The following is a 17,563-nucleotide window of genomic DNA, read 5'->3' as shown; positions in this document are numbered from 1 at the left end:
TGGCCGGCGTCCGCGGCCCGGGCCCGGGGGTTCAGCCGCCGGTGATGGCGCTGCCGCCGACCTGGTTGGAGCATCGGTTGGCGGCCTCGCGCACTTTCAGGAGTTGCTGCTGGGTCATGCCCTTGGTGTTGCCGGGGGAGAAGTCAAAGTCGGGTCGGAGGGATCGAGCATGTCGTAGCCGAGACCGCGCATGCAGGCCACGAACTTCTTCGCGATCTTTAACTGGTCGGGGTTGAGGGTCTGGTTGCCCTGGATGCTGCCGCCGCCTCCGGGTTTGGTCGACACGCTGGCGCCCTCGGGCACCTTGATGCCGTCGACGGTGTCGTCGGAGCTGCCGCATCCGCTCAGGCCCGGCAGCAGCCCAAGCAGGACGACGGTGGCGGTGGCGGGAATGGCCGGGAGCTTGTTCATGATCCTCGTCTCGTTCGTCTCGTTCGGGGTTCGGCTTGGTCGTGCATCGACCCCGGGGGCGTCGCCGACGCCGTTCAGCGCGGCGGTGTCTGTGCCCTCGGCGTGAAATGTAGAGGGGGCGGTGTCACCGCAAATGTCATCGACGAAACGGGCGAATCCGCGGGCTCGGCGGGGCGGATTCGCAGCCGGGGTCGAGCCCGCCCCGAGTCGCGCGCGCTCGGGCGGGTTCGCGCAATCACGTCACGGCCCCCCTTTAAAAAGGGGGGCCGGATCGTGATTGCTTGCGGTGGTGATTGCCCGTGATTGCGGTCGCGATGGTGTGACCTGCAGAAACACCGGACCCGTGATTGCCGTGGTTGCCGCGTGATTGGTTGCCGCGTGATTGGTGGCGATTGCGTGCGTGATTGGCCTGACCAGGCACTTCTTGCGAGACAGTGGTCCGTGCGGGGGGCTGGGACGGGCTGCCGCCGACGCAAGGAACCATGCCTGCTCTCGCCTCTTGCGGTCGCCGAAAAGACACGCGCCCCAAGCACCGCCAGACCGCCACGGTGAGGTGTCCTCGAGCGGTCTTCACCTCCGCCAGCCGGGCTGTCGGGCTGCCGGGGGAGGGCAGGCGGTGGGCGGTGACTGACGGCGGCCGACACCGCGGCCCCCACACACTGGCGGGCTGGCCCCTAACCGGGTGCCTCGGCTTGGGCCTCCTGAGCGGCCGGAAAGTAGGAGGAGGGGGACCGGTCGGATCCGCCGCCGCGCTGCCCAGCACGGCGGAACAGGAGCCCGCGGGCGGTGTATCGGTCGAGTTTGCGGCGGGCCTTTTCGACCTCGCTCGGCGACGGTTTGGAGGTGGAATACAACGACCGGGCCAGAACTTGTGGGGTCAGTCCTAGGGGGCCTTGGCGGCGGGCCAGGTCCAGTATGTCGGTGGCGTGGTGAGCCGTACCGGGTTTGGTGAAGTCCCTGATGTGGCTCGTGAGCCGCTAGGAACGATCGGAGTTGGCTGTCAGCGGCGTGTCCGTGGTGTGCGGGGGCAGGGGCGGGGGCGGGCCGAAACCACTGCAGGATCGAGCGTGACCGGATGTCCCGGCCGTCGTCGGTGAAATTAGGTCCCACGCTGGTGCGCTTGCCAGAGTCTTAGCACCCTCTGAGGTGTGGCCCGACGTTCTGGTCAGCAAGGGGTAAGGATTGCTTCTTTTGCGGCTTGCGCGAGTATTGCCTGTGTGGGGCCGGTGATGCCGATTCGGTTCCAATGGAAGATCACATGGAGGGCAGTCACAGCGCGGATTCCTCTGGTGAGCTGGCCGCTCTCTCGTTGGGCTTTTAATTGTCCGCCTGCTGTGTCGAATGCGGTAAGCCAGTCGTTTCCGATGTCGTCTGGCTGGGGTCTGCCGAGAAGGAGTCGACGGACGTCGTCGGTGAAGGCAGCCCAGGTTGCGGGGTCGGGTAGTTCGCCGCGCAGGGCGGCGCGTTGTTCAGCGATGCGGGCCCACACGTCGCCTTGCTCACCGAATTCCAGGCCTGCGGCCCGCATGAGAGCGGTGAGCAGGATCAGTGACCGTTCTCTGCGGTCGGTGGGGGTGCTGTTGAGGAATGTGAGCAGGTGGTGGCTGTCGGCGTGGAACAGTTCGTGCGCGGTGTCCATGCTGGGGTGGCCGCCGAAGGCGTGGACTTCGGGTTCGTAGATGTCGCTGGTCCAGTCGACGCCTCGGGTGAGCAGGGAACGGAGGTAGCGGCCGTCGCCGCTGGTTTCGGTGGGAAGGTAGCGGACGCGCCAGCGGTCCTTGCGGATGAAGAACCAAGAGGTGATGAGACCGCTGGCCTCGGCGGTGGGGAGAATCCTGGCCAGATGGGCGGCGGCTTGCCGTTCGCGCTCACGAGGCTTCTGGCCGGGGAAGGCGATGTTCACCTGCGTCCAAGAGCGAGTGTCGGAGGGTTCGTGCATGATCTGGCCCTTCTCGTCAGCACAGCAGGAGGCAGGCGTCCCAGGAGGTCGTGATCCCTGTGGCGGTCAGTTGGGCTCCGGCTGTCCCATCGAGGAAGCCGGGGGGTTCGTCGGGTGTGGCGGCGGCTTGCCGGTGGAGGTCCAGCAGCGGGGCGACGGGGATGGGGGTGAGGGCGTCGGCGGCGATGCGTCGTCCGGCCGCAAGGATCCCGGCGGTTCCGTGGCAGAGGCCACGGCAGGTGAGGCGGGCCAGTTGTCCGGGGTCGCTTACGCACGCTGCGAATGCAGTTTCGGCGTTTCGTTGGCGCGTGGTGTCGCCGAGGGCGCGGGCGGCGAGTTGCTGGGCGCGGGCGATGCCGGGAGTCCCGTAGCACCACGATGGCCGCAACGGGCTCTGCTGATCGGTGTCGCCACGGCGTAACTCGTCCAGTGTGATGATCTGCGGCCACCACGCCTGGCCGCTGTCGGTCTGTCGTTCCCAGCGGTCGAGCCACTGGCAGATGCGGGCGAGTGCCGCTGGTTGCCCGTTGACGTGAACGCCTTCGCTCATCGTCAGCGCCATTAGGGCGAGCGGGCCGGTGATGCCGTGTGCCATCCCGTGGTTGCTGTGGCCTCCGGCGGGGCCGGGCTTGGTGCGGTTGGGGCCGGTTGGGCACCACCAGCCGGGGAGCCCGTCGAGCGGCTCGGTGAGCCGGACCAGGTAGGTCAGCACTTCGCGGAGAAGGTCGAGGGCGCCGATGCGGCGTAGGGCGACGCCGAGTCCGGTCAGTCCGCGGATGAGGTCGAACTCGGCGTAGGCGGGGCGCTGGCGGCGGTCGATGCGCTGGTGGGCGGCTTCCAGGCGACGGCGGGTCACTGCCGCGGTCCCAGTGGCGACGGTGGCTGTGGCGCGGGTGAGATCTGCCCGGGTGGATGCGGCGAGGACGAACGCGAGGGCGGGCGCACCGTAGAAGAGGCTGGCCCCGGCGGCGGTGCTGACGCCGCTGGAGACGGCTTCCTGGAGCGCTGCGTAGGCGGCTTCCCAGGCGCCGGTTTCCAGGTGGAGGAGGGCGATGCCGACAGCTCCCTCGGCGAGGTTCTGCCCCGTGCTCATGACGGCCCGCTCATGGGATCTCGGCCACAGGTGTATCGGTCGGGGCGTCCGGTGCGCAGGTCGGTTTGGGCGATGGTACGGGCCAGTCGGAGGCAGTGCTGCTCGGAGGGGGTGTCGACGCCGATCATTCGGGCGTGGTGCAGGTGCAGCAGGTCGGCCAGCACCTGGTCGGTGTCGAGTCCGTCTCGGTCGGCGAGAGCCCGATAGGTGGCCAGCGCTCCCGCCAAGGCGGCATCGTCTGCGGAGGAGGCGCGGACGCGGGCGAGTTGGGCGGTGTCCAGGCGCGGGCCGCTGCGGTGCGGCACGTGATCGAGGAGCCACCGCAGGCCGTCGCCGCTGGTGAACCCGTGAGCGATGGTGATGACCCCTGCGGCTGTGGCGGCCTGCGCGTCACCCTCCAGTCGTTCGAGGACGACGCGGGAGTCGGCGGCGAAGACCGCTTCGGCCGCGGTCAGGGTCGGGCCGCTTCCGTGGCGGGTCTCTGGCCGGTAGGTCGCCAGAGCGTAGTCGGTGACCAAGCCGTCCTCGTGTAGCCGCTCTGCCCACAGGGCGAGGTCATGGGCGGCATCGGCGAACTCGCCCTCACGCAGCGGGACGCGCAGCCGCAGGTGTGGGATCGGGTCGGGGTAGCGCAGGAACCACCAGCCCACGGGGAGATCGGGAAGGTGGGCGAGGACGTCGGTGAGGATGGTCTGGGATCGGCCGAATAGGCGGGCGTCCAGCCATCGTGACCGTCCGGGGCGGTGCTGGAGGGTGCTGGCGGGGCGGGCAGGCCGGGCCGGGCGCCGCGGGCGCGGTGGCGTCGAGGTGAGGGTGAGTAGGAGTTCGGCCGGTCTGCCGCCGATCCAGCCGGAAGGCCGGTCGGCTTCTGTCAGGGCGGCACCGCCGTGCCGGTGAAGGTGGCTGCGCAGCACCGCCAGGTGGGCGGGCTCGTCCAGGTCAAGCCGCAGCCGGACATCGTCGAAGCTGCGGTTCTGGCTGATCAGTACTTCACGCGGAACCCGGTGCCGTTCGCGGTGCCGCTGCCAGGCGGCTCGCCACTGCGGCCACGGCGCGCCGCGGCTCGGTAGCGCGGTCGCGGGGATGGTCCAGCGAGCCGGGTGCAGGACGGCGCGGCCCCGCTGGATTCTGGGTAGGAACGGCAGGCTGCTGGCATGGCCCCAATCGAACCGGGCGCACGGGGCGGTCCATGCCGTCCAGATCTCGGTCAGGAACCGGACGAGAGGCTGCTGGGCGGTCGGTAACAGCACGCTGTTGAGCAGCAGCGGTTCGACCGGCCGTCCGGTGGTGGCCGATACCAGCCACAGCCGCTCGCCGTCCCCCGCCACCGCCAGGTCCGCGAGTGTCCAGGGCGGGTGGGGGTGGAAGTCTCCGACGGGTAGGACGGGCAGGAGTTCGGGTGCGCGGGCGAGGGTGGCCAGGCGGGCGTGGAGCGGGGGCCCCGACAGTTGCACGATGTCCGCGCTGGGCGTCGCGGCCGGAAGATCGGTGTAGACGCTGCGGAAGTGGTCCAGTTCGCTTGGGGTGAGCAGGTGCAGGAACCGGGCGGCTGTGACGCCCGCGTGGCGGGCGCCACTCACCACGGTCAGCGTGAACGCGCCCCGGTCCAGGTGCCGTGGTGTCGGGGCGGCGAGGGTGAAGCGCAGTTCGGTGTGCGGGATCGGGGGCCGGTCATCGTCGCCGTGCAGCGCGGCGACCAGGTCGTCATCGAGCACGACGTCGGCGCAGCCGTCCAGGGCCGACCGCTGTGCGAGGTCGGCGAGCAGCGCGTCGCGGGCGGTGAATCCCGCCGGATCACGATGGGGTGAGCCCCGGTACCCGGCGGGGAACCCCAGGACGTTCACCACCTCGCGCAGCGGCACGGCGGCGCCGGGGCCCCACCGCTCGATGAACGAGCGATGGTAGGCAGCCCAGCCGGGCAGCCGCGGCGCGACGGCGGCGAGCGTCCCGGCCGCATCCTCAGCGGCCGCGACCACTGCGGGTGGCAGCGTCACCGAGCAGCCGACCCGCAGGTCGACCGCGACCTGGTCGCCGGGGGCGGGCAGGTCGATGCGCCCGGTCAGATGGCGGGCCAGGTACGCGGACGGGTCGGTCACGGTCATCGGCGGCCGTACCGCCGACAGCAGCACCCTCGCCTTCACCAGCGCGGTCAGCAGTCCCTCGGCTTCGGCCGTGCCACCGGGAAGCTTGGCAGCCACGGTGGCGGCGAGATCGGCGAACGCGATGGCGGAGGCGGCCTGTTCAACCGCGGCCTGCACCGGATCGGTCAGCTCGATCTCGACATCCCACATCCGGTCGTGCTCGGCGCGGGCGCAGGGCAACACCCACCGCCCGCCACGCGCGTACCCGAGAGGGTTCGTCATCACCGCGACCGTGCGCATGAACGGCAGGTCCCGCTCAGCCCGCGCGGCCTGCTCGGCGGTGAAACGGTCGTCGGGACGGGCCACGGCACGGTGCCGCCCGCTCCAGTGCACCGCCGCGCGCGAGCCGAACTCGACCGGCGCCACCCCCGCGAAGCAGCCGAACGGGGTCGCGCGGGTCGTCCACCTCAACAGATACCGGATCGTGGACTCCACTAGGCGCCGTAACCGGCGCGTCCGGACCGGCTGTCCGTCCAGGGCGCGGGTGATCTGGGCGGCCAGGTCGGGCGCGGCCAGCGTGACGGCGGCGGCGAACCCCGGCAGCGTCCACGCCTCTTCCAGCCACTCCAGCCACGGGCCGGGCCGGTCGGCGGTCAGGTCGGGCCAGGCGGGCAGGACCAGATCATCAGGGTAGGCGGCGGCTCTGAGCAGCGCCGCACTCGTCGCGTGGAACATGGGTCGCTCACCGCCCTGGCGGGTCGCAGAAGGGGGCAACGGGGCCGGGCCCAGTCCCCTGTTGCGCATGGAGCCGCGCACGGGGCCGGGCCCGGCAGGGGGTGAGGCGGGGTGTTAGCGCACGCCGACGTCGGCGTTGGTGGTGCAGGCGTCCGAGCCGGTGTTGCCCGAGCCGCAGTCGTCGTCGGTGCTGGTGGCGTGGCCGCTCGCGGTGTCCCCGGAGTCGACCAGGCGGACGTTCAGCTCGTACTGCTCGTCGCGCTCCATCAGGGTTTTCCCTTCTATCGAGAGGTAACGGTGGGAAAGGTCAGGACGAAGCGGCTGTGCCGCTTGTCCAGGACGGTCCCGTCCGGCAGGTCGCCGTCGGGAGTGCGCGCGGGCGCGACGTCTAGGGCCGGAGACGGATTACCGGCGTCCAGCCACGCGCGCATGTGCTCGACCATCCGCCCGGCCGCCGCGGCGGCGGCGGGCCCGTGGGCGGATGCGCCGAGATCAAACATCCTGCCGGTCCAGTTCAGCACCGACCGGTAGGAGAACGTGCCCTCAACGAGGGCGGCGGGAGCCCCGAACCGCCACGACGGCGCGACGATGCCAGATTTGACGGCCGCCTCCTGTGCCGTCAGCATCATGAACTCCTCCGCCTCCCCCGCCAAGCGGGCGGCCAGCCACAGGTCCAGGTCGGCCAGCACGGTGCGGGGCGGCAGGCTCACCCCGGCCCACGCCACCTGGCGAGGCTGGTTGAGCAGGTCGGCGACCGTGCGGGCGATGACGTCAGGAGCGGTCTGCGGGTCCTCATCGAGCCGCAGGTGGACACCGTCGGCGACGTCGACGTACCGCAGCGGGCGGCCACCCTCGCCCCGCATCGAGACGAACCCGCACTGGCGGTGGCTGACGCTGGCCAGCCGGTCCCCCGAACGCCGCAGCGCCCACGATCGGGTCAGCCCGAACGTACGCAGCGGGACGACGAGGACACCGTCGCCGTGGAGCTGCTCGCGCCACGCCGATGGGATGTCCCAGGCCCCCGCGGTGACGATGATCAGGTCGTAGTGGCGGTCCGGCTCGACCAGGTGCTCGGCGTCCGCGCACATCACGGTGACGTCGTTGTAGCCCGCCCGCTCCAGGCAGGACGCCGCCCGGTCGGTCACCTCGGGGTCAATGTCGACGGTCGTGACCGACCCTGTCGGACCGACGAGCTCGCGCAGCAGCGAGGCGTTGTAGCCGCCGCTGCCGACCTCCAAAACGGCACGGCCCTTCAAACCGCCGAGCGCCTCGACCGCCTGGCCGAGCATCTCCGCAATCAGATAAGGCGCCGACACCGAACTGACGGCCTCCTCACCACGCCGGGCGGTGATCACCGCGGTGTTCTCATACGCCCTCTCCACCGAGACGCCCGGAGTGAACACTTCACGGGGCACCGTCCGCATCGCCCGCTCCACCTCGGCGGGCATCGCCAAGCCCTTGTCGGCATGGTCGGTGATGATCGTGTCGACCAGGGCGTTGCGGAGTCTTTCGGCCCCCTCAGCACGGCTCGCGGTGTCGACGCTCACGACACGCCTCCTGGGAATGGGACGAACCGGTCTGGGAATCGGCCAGGGTGCGACGTCATTGCGGGAGAGCCTCCTTGAGGTGTCGGGTTCGTCGGATCAGCCGTCCGGCCGGGATGAGGCAGACGGGCCACGTCAGTCCGGCGGATCTGCGCGGTCGCAGCGGTGCCGCGATCAGCGACTCTCTCAGCGATCCCTGGTTCACCGCCCGCGACCCGCCGCTGCGCACGCACGGGTGACCCTGCGACGCCTGCTCACAGGTCACGATCGTCCCTCTCCGTTCAACCGTTCGGTCCAGGCGGTGTCAAGTGCCTCGGTGGCCAGAGTCACCGGGCCGGGATGTGGTGTTCGCCCCTCGTCCTCACAGCCCATGGCGAGGACCAGTTCGCGGCGCCCCATCGCGAGTAGGTGATGCACGGCCTCTAGCGAGTCGCGTCCGATGCCGAGGCTCACCAGCCCCGAGTCCAAGTGCTTTGCTGCCTCTTCGCTGCCCTGGTCAATCAGTTCCCGATGGAGGTGCGCCGCACGGGTGTTCACCGTCGACATCGTCGGTAGGAGCAGATCGATCGTGTCCGTCAGCGACTCCAGCGCCTCGGCGAGCCCGCTCAGGGGCGCGTCACTCGCGGCGCCGTCGTCCAGGGTCTTCATCGTGTGCTGGGCCTGGTTGGCTAGGGCGTCCAGGGCGCTCAGCATGGCGCGGGTCCGCTCCTTGGCGGCCTGGTCCTTGGCGGCTTGTTTCCTGGCGGCGTGGTCCTTGGCGGCCTGTTCCCAGGCGGCCTGCTCTTGGGGCGAGGGCGTTCTTTTACGGACCAGCGCTGGGGGATTGGTGGAAAGGTGCTGGACGAGGTGTGTGTCGATGGGGCCGGTGGCGAGGGTCGCGGGACGAGGCTGGAGCTTGCGGGGGTCGCGGGCGGTCTCGCTCTCGTCGGGTTGGTGGGTGTGCAGCCGGGCGGCGCGCGGGGTGGTCAGCAGTGCCCACGAGGCCAGGACTGTTGCCGTTAACGCCAACAGTTCGGGGTCGAGGTCATCTGCGGGCGGGACGTCGGGCAGGGCTGCGGGCGGGACGGCGTCTGGGTGGGGGACCAGGATCGTGGCGATCTTGCTGAGGCCCAGCGGCCCCAGCCTTCGCAGGAGCTCCTTGTGATGGCGGGCAGAAGAGGCCGATGTGGAGGGGATGGCGATGCGCTGGTCGCACCACCAGTACAGCCAGGTCCCTTCCGGAGTGGGGCCCCAGTGGCAGGCGATCAGCGGTACTCCCTTGCGGTCGTGACCGACCTCGCTGCCCCAGCGTAGGAGCCCGGACGCGGCGGGGGGCTCGGCCGCCCAGGCCCACGCCCGGCTGCTCGGTGCGGTGCCGTCGACGGGCGCGGCAGCGTGGGCGTGGGCGAGCATGTCGGTGCCGAGGGCGAGGGCGGCGGTGGTGGCCGCCGCGTCCAGGGCGTATAGGTGTGCGTCGGCGATCCGGGTGGCTTCGGCCTCGATCAGCGCCCAGGGCTGCTGATCGGGGGGCAGGGCGGTGATGCTCGGTGGCGCGGTGAGCCTTCCCGTGTGCTGCTGCTCCTGCGAGTACAGCATGTCGCCCCAGAAGGCCACGAGGTAGTGGGTGGCGTCGCGCATGCGGTGCAGGCGATCGATCTGCCCGTTCGGTTCGGCGACTGCGAACGGGTCGAAGCGGAAGGGATCGTGTGGAGTCATCGGGCGGCTTTCCTGTGCGGCGGGTGGGGGCGGAGCCCGGAGAGGATCGGGTGGGTGCGGGGCCGGGTGTGGTCCCATCCCTCCACGGTCCAGCCCGGCGGAATCAGAGCGGCGGGCTCGCGCTCGTAGCCGTCGATGATCTGGGCGGCGCCGTCGGCGGTCAGGTCGCCCAGGTCGTGGGTGAGTCCGCCGTCGGGGTGGGCGCGGACGGTGTCGCGGATGTCGTCTCTTGCCGAGCTGTGCAGGGCGGCGATCACGCCGTAGCAGGCCGTCCACCGCAGGAAGGCGGCCTGCATCTCGACGAATCGGGCAGGCCAGTCGGTGGGGGACTGGATGCGGCAGGCGTGGGAGTCGACCAGGTCGGCCAGCTTGAACACCAGGTCCTCCCAGCGCCGCAACAGCATCGTGTCGTCGCGTCCGGTACCGCCGAGCAGGTGCCCGGCCGCGCCGGTGAAGGAGTCGGGGGAGCGAACCCACACCACACCGAGGTTTTGGTCACTGCCGAGTTCGTCGTCACCGCCGAGTTCGGTGAGCAGGATCTCGTCGACGGGCTCGGCTCCGGGCTCGGGCACCGCGCAGGCGTAGGCCCACACACGCGAGGGCTCGTCCATCGTCGAGGCCAGCAGGCGCCGCGCCTGCTGGTCGTCCAAGGCCGTGGTGCCCAACGGCGGGATGGGCCGGTCGCACGGTGGCGGGGCGTCCGGGCCGGGCTGGGGCAGGGGACCGATGTGGGTCATATCGCGGGTTCCTTCGCCTTGGCCGGGCGCTCGTCGTCGGGGGCGGGCTTCTTACTGAGCCAGTGCCGCAGCCACGCGGGTGCGGCGTTGGGGGCGTAGGAGAGCAGGAGGACGGCGAGCGCCACCGCCATCGCCGTCATCACGCGTCGCCCGGTGTAATCGATCTCGGCGTGGTTGATCCATAGGGCCGTCGCGTTGAACAGCGTGTGGCCGACGATGATCGGCCCTATCCGCCCGGTTACGCGGTACATCCACCAGGCCGCCCCGGCGAAAATGATGGACGGGGGTGCCGTGGCACCGAGGTAGGCGTGCGGGATCACCCGCAGGACGCACACTACGGCGAGGATCTGCCAGGCCGGGCGGCGTGCGGCCATCATCAGAGCGGCGGGCAGCGCGAGCAGAGGAATCTCCTCCCGCACCCCGGCCGCCAGCGCCTGGATGGTGAACAACGTCGGGTTGGGGAGGCCGACCGCGTCGACTTGGTCGACGGCGGTCGGCCCTTGCAGCAGGTCGATCCAGTCGTCCAGGATCATGACGATCAGGTGCGCCGCGAACACGATGGCGCAGGCCGCGACCGCGTCCATGTCCCAGCGCCGGGCGCTCTCACCGGCCAGGCGGCCCCGCCACAGCGGCGCTCCGGCGTCGGCGGCGAGTCCGGCGCACAGCCACGCACCCGCCCCGGCCACTAGCACCGTTGCGGCGGTGTCGGCGGCTTGGCCGGTCAGCGGCAGCAGCGCGGCCCCGGCGAGAGCGAGGGCGGCTGCGCCTCCAACCGCGGGCCGGGTCGCACGATCGTTCACCGGGTGGCGGGCGCGGACCAGTAGCCAGATCCCGGCGACGGCGAGGCTGAGCGCCGAGACGTTGACCGAGGCCGGAAGGCCGGGCTGGCCGAGGTCGGCTCCGGCCAGTTCCGCGGCGGCGGACAAGGCCGTGACCGCGTGCGGGCCGAACAGGACGGCTAACGCCGCAGCGCCGCGCCAGAGAGGAGATCGAGTCATCGGTAAGAGGGGCTTTCGTGTGAGGTAGATGGTCGCGGGACGTGGCGGTGGGCTATCGGCCGAGGGTGAACTCGGCCCAGACGATCCGGTGGTCAGACAGCGCGTCGCCGCCGAGCTCGACGCCGTACCCGGTGACCGTCTCGGTGGGCAACGTCGTGTAGATCCGGTCGCACCTGTATGCGAGCTTGGCCGCGTCGTCGTCCTCGTTCGGGGTGCGGTGCCCCACGGTCGGGGTGCGGTCGCCCAGGACGCCGCCGACGTCGTGGAACCCGGCGGCGGCGAGCGTTTCGGCGGGGCGTTTGTCGAGCTTGCCCCTGGCCGTCGCCTTGTCGATCCCGGTGGTGTCGGGGTCGTCGTCCAACGCGGCCGCGTTGAAGTCGGCGACGTAGATCAGATCGTGGTGCCGGTGGACGGTGGCCGTTTCGGCTTCGGCCAGGCGCATGGTGGGGCTGGAGGGGGCGGAGTGGCCGACCAGGAAGTGCACGGTGCGGGGGTGCCCGGCGATGATGAAGGTGACGTTGGTGAGGCCGTGGACGAACGGCGGGCCGGTCAGGTGGGTGTAGTCCTTGACGGTGATCTTGTTGTCGCCTGTCCGGATCAGCGTGGCGAGGTTGCAGCCGTAGAGGTTGGAGCGGCCCAGGTACCGCCAGGGCATCCCGAGGTCGGTGGCGACGCCGTCCAGGCGGTTGTCATCGAGCATCCCCCAGGTGGCTTCTTGGATCCCGATGAGGTCCAGCTTGAGGGAGGCGAGCACCTCGACCTGCTGGCGGAGGCGGGAGTCGTCGCGGCTGAAGTGCTCGGGGTCGTCGCCGTCGAGGCCGCCCTCGAACAGATTGCAGGTGGCGACGCGGATGGTGGTGGGCTCAGGCATGAACGGTTCGCTCTCCGGTGAGCAGGTCGGGTAGGTCGCCGAAACGGGTGATCAAGGTCGTGTTCGGGGGCAGTTTGTAGCGGGCCGTTTGGGACCCGAGCAGGACGGCGCGGATGTGTAGCCGTGCTGGGACAGCGACGTTGGTGCGCAGGTTGTTGCCGCAGACCAGCAGCTCGCCAGGCTGGATTTCGAGGTCGGTCAGCACGTGCCGGTAGAAGTCAGGGGCTGGCCTTGGTCAGGCCCAGCTCGTGCGAGAGATAGACCCGGTCCCCGAAGAGGGCGTCGAGTCCGGCGGCTTGGAGGGCGGGGCTCCGGTCCAGGCCCGGCCCGGTTTCGGAGACCAGTGCCAGGGTGACGCCGACGTCGCCCAGCGCCCAGACGGCGGTATTGGCTTCGTCGGTGACCGGCCGCATGCCCGTCATCAGGTCGATGGGGTCGGCGTTGCTGGTCAGCGTGAGGCCGTAGTCCAGGGCAACGTGGGTGATGGGGCCGCCGTACCGGCGGGCGTGCCACTGGGCCCGGTGCGCGGTCATTGTTCACCTCCTCGCGCCCCGCGCGGGGTGAGGATCCGGCGGAGGGCGGCCAGGTCGAAGTCGAAGACCACCGCGTCGTGGTCGCTGGCGATGTCCACCTGCCAGTAGCCGGTGGCGGCCGCGGCCAACTCCGGCGATCCGTAGGCCCGGTCGACGCGGGCGCCGCCCTTCCCGGTCGCCCGCAGCTCCGGCGGGTGGCGAAGCTCGGCGGGCAGGCCCAAGGCCAGGTCGAGGAACCCGGCGCGGCTGAACACGTCGTCGACATCGAGGTTGGCCTGCAGCTGGCCGTTCGCGCCTCGTCGGGCTCGGGTCACGCGCAGATGCGGCGGCAGTTCCTCCAACTCGTCGGCGGTGGCGGACGGGCCGCCGCGCGGGTAGCCGTTCATGTCGCCGCCGACCAGGACGAGCCGCTCGGGGTCAGTGAGCAGGGCGGTCAGCGTCTGGGCCTGGGAGAGCTGCTCGACAGCGGACCGGGCCGGGAGGTGCACGCTGTAGCAGTCCACGACCAGTTCGCCGATGTTGAGTTGCACCCCGCACCAGGACTCATGCTGGGTGCCGCCGAAACGGCTGTGGGTGTAGGGGGCGTCGGCCTCGATCCTCCAGCCGGTGGTGCCCGTGTCGACCAGCACAGCGACGTGCAAGGCGCTGCGGGCGCCGGGCGGCACCGGGCCCAGCACCATCTCCATGCCGAGGGCGTTGGCGGTGCGCCGACCGTGCCGGGGTTGGCGCAGCGCCGGTTGCGGTGCCCCGAACTCCTGGCAGAGCACCACCTGGGCACCGACCGTGCCGAGCACGTCAACGGTCTGGCGCCAGCGCGCGTCCGACCCATCGGTATCGAGCCCGCCGTACTGCCAGTTGACCACGGCCACCCGGAACGTGTCGGCGGCCGTTGCGGGGACGACGCCGGTCACGTGATGCCGCCGAGCGGAAACATGAGGGACCCCTTCTTCCTGGAGGCCGGTCGCGCTGGACCGGAATGGTGGGAGGAGAGCGATTCCAGGGCAGACCACGCGCACTGGGGTGGCCGTATGCCGCTGTTGGGAAGGGCGGGCTCGCCCGGCCGGAGACGGTGGACCTCGGGGAGGGGGCGCCGGTCACGGGGTATGGTCCGGGTCTCCGGCCGGGCGAGGATCAAGGGGGCGACCTCACCGCCTGGGCTCCTGGTCTGGGACGCGAGCGACGCCGCAGAACTGGAGGACGGGCGCTGGGGGTGGCCACGGGTCGGGCCGCCAGTGCGAGCACGACACCACGCCGGGGTCCAGCAGCTCCAGGCCCTCCAAGAAGCCCTCGATCCGCTGTGGGGTGCGGGCGACGACGGACGCGCCGCCCATGTCCATCACGACCTCCATGGCCTCGTGCACCCGCTCACCGTCCGCCTCGGCGGTCGGGTGGGCGATGACGACGTAGCTGCCCGGTGCCAGCGCCGCGACCAGCCCTTTCACCATCGCCTGTGCTTCATCACCGACGACGATGTAGTTCAGGATGTTCAACAGCAACAGCCCGACCGGCTGATCAAAGTCGAGCGTCCACGCGGCCTCGCGCACAATCACCTCGACGTCGCGGGCGTCGGCATCGACGACCCCGCAGCCCCCTTGGCGGGTGCAGGTGAGGGGGTGGAGGGCACGGGCGTAGGACAAGACGAGGGGGTCGTTGTCGACATACACGACACGAGCGTCCGGCGCGGCGCGCTGGGCGACCTCGTGGGTGTTGTCGGCGGCGGCGGGCAGGCCGACGCCGATGTCGAGGAACTGCCTGATCCCGGCCTCACCCGCCAGGTGGCGAACGGCTCGGGCGAGGAACGCCCGCTCGTGGCGAGCGGCGTCGGCGTAGCCGGGCAGGATCGCGGCGACCTTGGCTGCGGCCTCGCGGTCGACCTGATAATGATCTTTGCCGCCCAGCAGGTAGTCCCATAACCGGGCGGCGTTCGGCTCCTCGGTGTTGATCTTGTCGGTGCTGGAGACGGCGGGCGCCTTATCCCACGACATGCGCCACCTCCACCGTCGCGGGGGCTTCGGGGAGGACGGCGGCCATGCCGACGACGCGGACCGTCTCGTAGGGCGCGTACCGGCGGGTGCCGTCGGTGGACCAGTTCTGCACGTCGACGAGGTCGTGCTCAACGCGCCATCCGTCGGCCAGCGCTCGGATCTGCGCCTCCGTCCGGAACCTGATCGGACTGCTGGCCTCTTCGTACGCCCCGGTCATGTCGTCAACGCGCCCCTGCTCGGTACCGGTCGAGGTCGCGTGCGACACCACGACGACGCTGCCGGGCACCAGGCGCTCCCGCAGTCCCGCCATCACCGCTGCCGGGTCGGCTACGAAGTGCAGGACGGCGGCTAGAACGACCACGGTCGGCGCGGTCAGATCGAGGAGGTCGCCGGCGTCGGGGTGGTGGAAGATGCTGTCGAGGTCTCGGATGTCGCCGCGGAGCACACCGCCGTATCCGGGGCGCCACGCCCGCGCATGGGTGAGCACGACCGGGTCGTTGTCGAAGGCGAGCACCATGGCGTCGGGGGAGACGGCTCGGACGCACTTCTCGACGGAGTCGAGCGGGACGTCGTGGACGATCCCCACGCCGATGTCGAGAACCTGGCCGATGCCGAACTCGGCGACGGCCCAGGAGGCGGCGCGTCCGGCGAACCGGAAGTTCTCCCGGGCAACGGCCGGGACGTCCGGTGACGACCGGACGACCTCCATGGCGGCCTGCGCATCGACCCCTGACCAGGACTTTCCACCCAGGTAGTAGTTGTACATGAGCGCGGTGCGGGGCCGAGTGTCGAGCACGGGACCGGTCACGACTCGGCCTTGGTGAGCAGGTCGTGCAGTTCCTCGGGCGTGTCGGCGTTCACATCGGTGGTCCGGACGGGGACCGCGTAGGTCCCGCGCTGGTCCATGTCGAGGAAGGCCCACCAGCGGTGCTTGTCCGATTCGACGATGCTCCAGTGCGGATGAGCGCCCTTCAACCACGCCTTGGGGTCGGCTGTAGACAGTGCGATCATGATCGATTTCCCTGTTGGGCGGATGCGGGATGTCATGCGGCGGCAAGGAACCGGTGTGAGGACGGCAAGCTGTTCGGTCTCCCCGCCGCTGCGGTCAAGGGACGGCGCCGCCAGTCATGCCGCCCCCGTTCAAGGTGACGGCAGCCCCGGCCAGGTCCTCGGGGATAGGCGGCGCGCTTCCGTGTACGAGTTCCAGCGTGCGGTCGGGGCATCGGCCGGAGGTGCAGCAGCGTGTCGTCCTCGTCGCCGACGAGTTCCCGTGTCCGGTTGCGAGATTCGAAACGGCGGGCGAAGCCCCTCAGCCGCAAGGCGAAGGCGTCCAGAGGGACGGTGGTCCGGGTGGGTGGCGTGGCCTCTCTACAGGCGATGTCCGTCGAGCGCAGGCTCATGGGCACACAGCGTGGTATCGCTGTACCGACTTCGCGACGTCACAAGACCGCCTCTTGGTGCCGTTTCACCGCCACTTCGCATGGCCGGTCTTGGCAGGCATGGGGATCTCGGGGTTACTTGAAGGTGTTGACCTGTATCCGCTCCAGGCGACTGGTGGAGGGACCACATGGGCCAAGCGACGCTACTTGCGAAACTGGCCGCCGAACGGCACTGGACGCCACTCGCCGCCACCAGAGCCTTCTCCAAGGTGGCCCGCGAGCTGGGCCTTCCCACCTTGACCGTGGGAGAACGCACATGGCAACGCTGGTGCGCCGGACGCCTCAAGGGTGAGCCCCGTCCTTCGAGCTGCCGGGTACTCGAGCGCATGTTCGGGCAGCCCGTACGAGAGCTGCTCGCTCCCCCGATGCTCTCCAGCAGGGTGCCGGCAGCGGTACCCGCAGCACCTCCCGGAGAGGGCGCATACTGGACCCATGGGGCCGAAGCGGACTCCGACCCCTCGCAGATGTTTGAGGAGATTGCCATCGTGGCCGACGAATCGGCCCGATTCGCCCGCAGCGTCCGGCGGATCGATGAACACGCGCTCGACCAATTCGATGCGGACGTGGAACGCTTCGCTACCGACTACCTCCGACGTCCGGTGTACCTGACATTTCGCCGCATAGCGCAACTGCGCGACGAGGTGTTCGGCATCCTCGACAATGCCCATCATCCCCTTGACCAGCAGCGCCGCCTCTACATGATCGCGGGAAGACTCTGTGCCTTGCTGGCCCACGCCAACGCCGACCTGGGGCATCCTCGCGAAGCCGAGACGCACGCCAGGACTGCTCAAATCTGCGTGGAACTGACCGGTGATAATTCGCTGCGTGCCTACATTCGTTGGGTTCAATCCAATATCTCCTACTGGCGTGGGGACTTTCGGAGCGCGGCCGAGATCGCCCATGCCGGGCGGGGCCTTGCCCAGTCCGGTTCCGCCATGCTTCGGCTCACCAGCCAGGAGTCCCGGGCACTGGCTGCCGCGCGTGACTCCGACTTCGGCAATGCGATTTCTGCCGCCGTGGACGCCCGCGATCGGGTGGCTGATGACGATGCCGAGATTGGGGTGTTCCGATTCAGCCCCGGCAAAGCGGCCTATTACGCGAGCGAGGCGTTCTGTGAGATCGCTTCTTCGGTGGATGCCGCAAACCGATCGCTCTATCTTGCTCAGGCAAAACAACAAGCTCACGAAGCCCTGGACCTCCTGAGCAACGATCCTCACGAACAGGGCAGCGAACTCTACGCCGCCGCCGCTTCCGATCTCGCCGCAGCCCATCTCGCTGCGCAAGAACTTGACGGGTTCGCCGAGCACCTTGCAGGTGTCCTCGCCCTGCCCCCCGAACACCGGACTGTGCCAGTGATCCGCCGTGTCAACCGCATGAGCGAACAGCTTGAGGAATACGCGGACACACCCCTGGCCCGCGACCTGCGAGAGCAGATCGCTCTGTTCAGTGCCCATCCCGCTACCGCTCCCGAACTCCCGGCCGGTGGATAAGGTCAGTCCCTG

Annotated in this window: 17 protein-coding genes; 1 reads left to right on the top strand and 16 read right to left on the bottom strand. The window is 70.1% G+C overall.

The features are described 5' to 3' along the window. Positions 1-114 precede the first annotated feature (114 nt). The 16 genes from FXF65_RS33750 to FXF65_RS33675 form a co-directional block, all read right to left on the bottom strand. On the bottom strand, positions 115-411 hold the full coding sequence (locus FXF65_RS33750; RefSeq protein ID WP_148354108.1) for a hypothetical protein: 297 nt from the start codon (positions 409-411) through the stop codon (positions 115-117). A gap of 1,165 nt (positions 412-1,576) precedes the next feature. Next, entirely contained in the window at positions 1,577-2,314 is a 738-nt protein-coding gene (locus FXF65_RS33745; RefSeq protein WP_246199288.1) for a thiopeptide-type bacteriocin biosynthesis protein, read from the bottom strand. Positions 2,315-2,366: 52 nt separating this feature from the next. Further along, positions 2,367-3,443: a lanthionine synthetase C family protein gene (locus FXF65_RS33740; RefSeq protein WP_148354106.1), complete on the bottom strand. Its 1,077-nt coding sequence runs from the start codon at positions 3,441-3,443 to the stop codon at positions 2,367-2,369. Further along, a complete protein-coding gene (locus tag FXF65_RS33735; protein WP_148354105.1) occupies positions 3,440-6,259 on the bottom strand; it encodes a lantibiotic dehydratase in 2,820 nt (939 codons plus the stop codon). Before FXF65_RS33735 ends, FXF65_RS33740 begins: the two co-directional genes overlap by 4 nt. A 114-nt stretch (positions 6,260-6,373) precedes the next feature. Next, entirely contained in the window at positions 6,374-6,526 is a 153-nt protein-coding gene (gene fxlA / locus FXF65_RS33730) for an FxLD family lanthipeptide (protein WP_148354104.1), read from the bottom strand. A 14-nt stretch (positions 6,527-6,540) separates the two neighbouring features. Continuing rightward, a complete protein-coding gene (gene fxlM, locus FXF65_RS33725; RefSeq protein ID WP_148354103.1) occupies positions 6,541-7,806 on the bottom strand; it encodes a methyltransferase, FxLD system in 1,266 nt (421 codons plus the stop codon). Positions 7,807-8,064: 258 nt separating this feature from the next. Beyond that, positions 8,065-9,498 (bottom strand): hypothetical protein, encoded by a 1,434-nt coding sequence (locus FXF65_RS33720; protein ID WP_148354102.1) that lies wholly within the window; start codon positions 9,496-9,498, stop codon positions 8,065-8,067. Further along, complete coding sequence (locus FXF65_RS33715) at positions 9,495-10,235, bottom strand: hypothetical protein (protein ID WP_148354101.1); 741 nt, start codon at positions 10,233-10,235, stop codon at positions 9,495-9,497. The genes FXF65_RS33720 and FXF65_RS33715 overlap by 4 nt, the downstream gene beginning before the upstream one ends. Beyond that, positions 10,232-11,233, bottom strand: a complete 1,002-nt coding sequence (locus FXF65_RS33710) for a hypothetical protein (RefSeq protein WP_148354100.1) — start codon at positions 11,231-11,233, stop codon at positions 10,232-10,234. Before FXF65_RS33710 ends, FXF65_RS33715 begins: the two co-directional genes overlap by 4 nt. Before the next feature lie 52 nt (positions 11,234-11,285). Then, a complete protein-coding gene (locus FXF65_RS33705) occupies positions 11,286-12,104 on the bottom strand; it encodes an endonuclease/exonuclease/phosphatase family protein (RefSeq protein WP_148354099.1) in 819 nt (272 codons plus the stop codon). Next, positions 12,097-12,309 carry an HAD family hydrolase gene (locus FXF65_RS33700; RefSeq protein WP_148354098.1) on the bottom strand — a complete coding sequence of 71 codons (213 nt, stop codon included), beginning with the start codon at positions 12,307-12,309 and terminating at the stop codon, positions 12,097-12,099. The genes FXF65_RS33705 and FXF65_RS33700 overlap by 8 nt, the downstream gene beginning before the upstream one ends. Positions 12,310-12,322: 13 nt before the next feature. Next, positions 12,323-12,637 (bottom strand): HAD family hydrolase, encoded by a 315-nt coding sequence (locus tag FXF65_RS33695; protein ID WP_148354097.1) that lies wholly within the window; start codon positions 12,635-12,637, stop codon positions 12,323-12,325. Then, a complete protein-coding gene (locus tag FXF65_RS44105; RefSeq protein WP_187412646.1) occupies positions 12,634-13,548 on the bottom strand; it encodes a hypothetical protein in 915 nt (304 codons plus the stop codon). Before FXF65_RS44105 ends, FXF65_RS33695 begins: the two co-directional genes overlap by 4 nt. A 234-nt stretch (positions 13,549-13,782) precedes the next feature. Continuing rightward, the gene (locus tag FXF65_RS33685; protein WP_148354096.1) at positions 13,783-14,622 is read right to left on the bottom strand and encodes an SAM-dependent methyltransferase; all 840 of its coding nucleotides are present in this window, start codon (positions 14,620-14,622) and stop codon (positions 13,783-13,785) included. Then, positions 14,609-15,430 carry an SAM-dependent methyltransferase gene (locus FXF65_RS33680; RefSeq protein WP_148354095.1) on the bottom strand — a complete coding sequence of 274 codons (822 nt, stop codon included), beginning with the start codon at positions 15,428-15,430 and terminating at the stop codon, positions 14,609-14,611. Before FXF65_RS33680 ends, FXF65_RS33685 begins: the two co-directional genes overlap by 14 nt. After that, the gene (locus tag FXF65_RS33675) at positions 15,427-15,633 is read right to left on the bottom strand and encodes a hypothetical protein (protein WP_148354094.1); all 207 of its coding nucleotides are present in this window, start codon (positions 15,631-15,633) and stop codon (positions 15,427-15,429) included. The genes FXF65_RS33680 and FXF65_RS33675 overlap by 4 nt, the downstream gene beginning before the upstream one ends. Positions 15,634-16,189: 556 nt before the next feature. Between FXF65_RS33675 and FXF65_RS33670 the strand changes: the two genes are divergently transcribed. Beyond that, a complete protein-coding gene (locus tag FXF65_RS33670; RefSeq protein ID WP_148354093.1) occupies positions 16,190-17,551 on the top strand; it encodes an NsdA family TPR-like regulatory protein in 1,362 nt (453 codons plus the stop codon). The last annotated feature ends 12 nt before the right edge of the window (positions 17,552-17,563 follow it).

It is taken from the genome of Actinomadura syzygii (assembly GCF_008085905.1).
Classification (GTDB): domain Bacteria; phylum Actinomycetota; class Actinomycetes; order Streptosporangiales; family Streptosporangiaceae; genus Spirillospora; species Spirillospora syzygii.
Note: the sequence above shows the minus strand (reverse complement) of the source record. Positions and strands in the feature narration are given on the sequence as shown.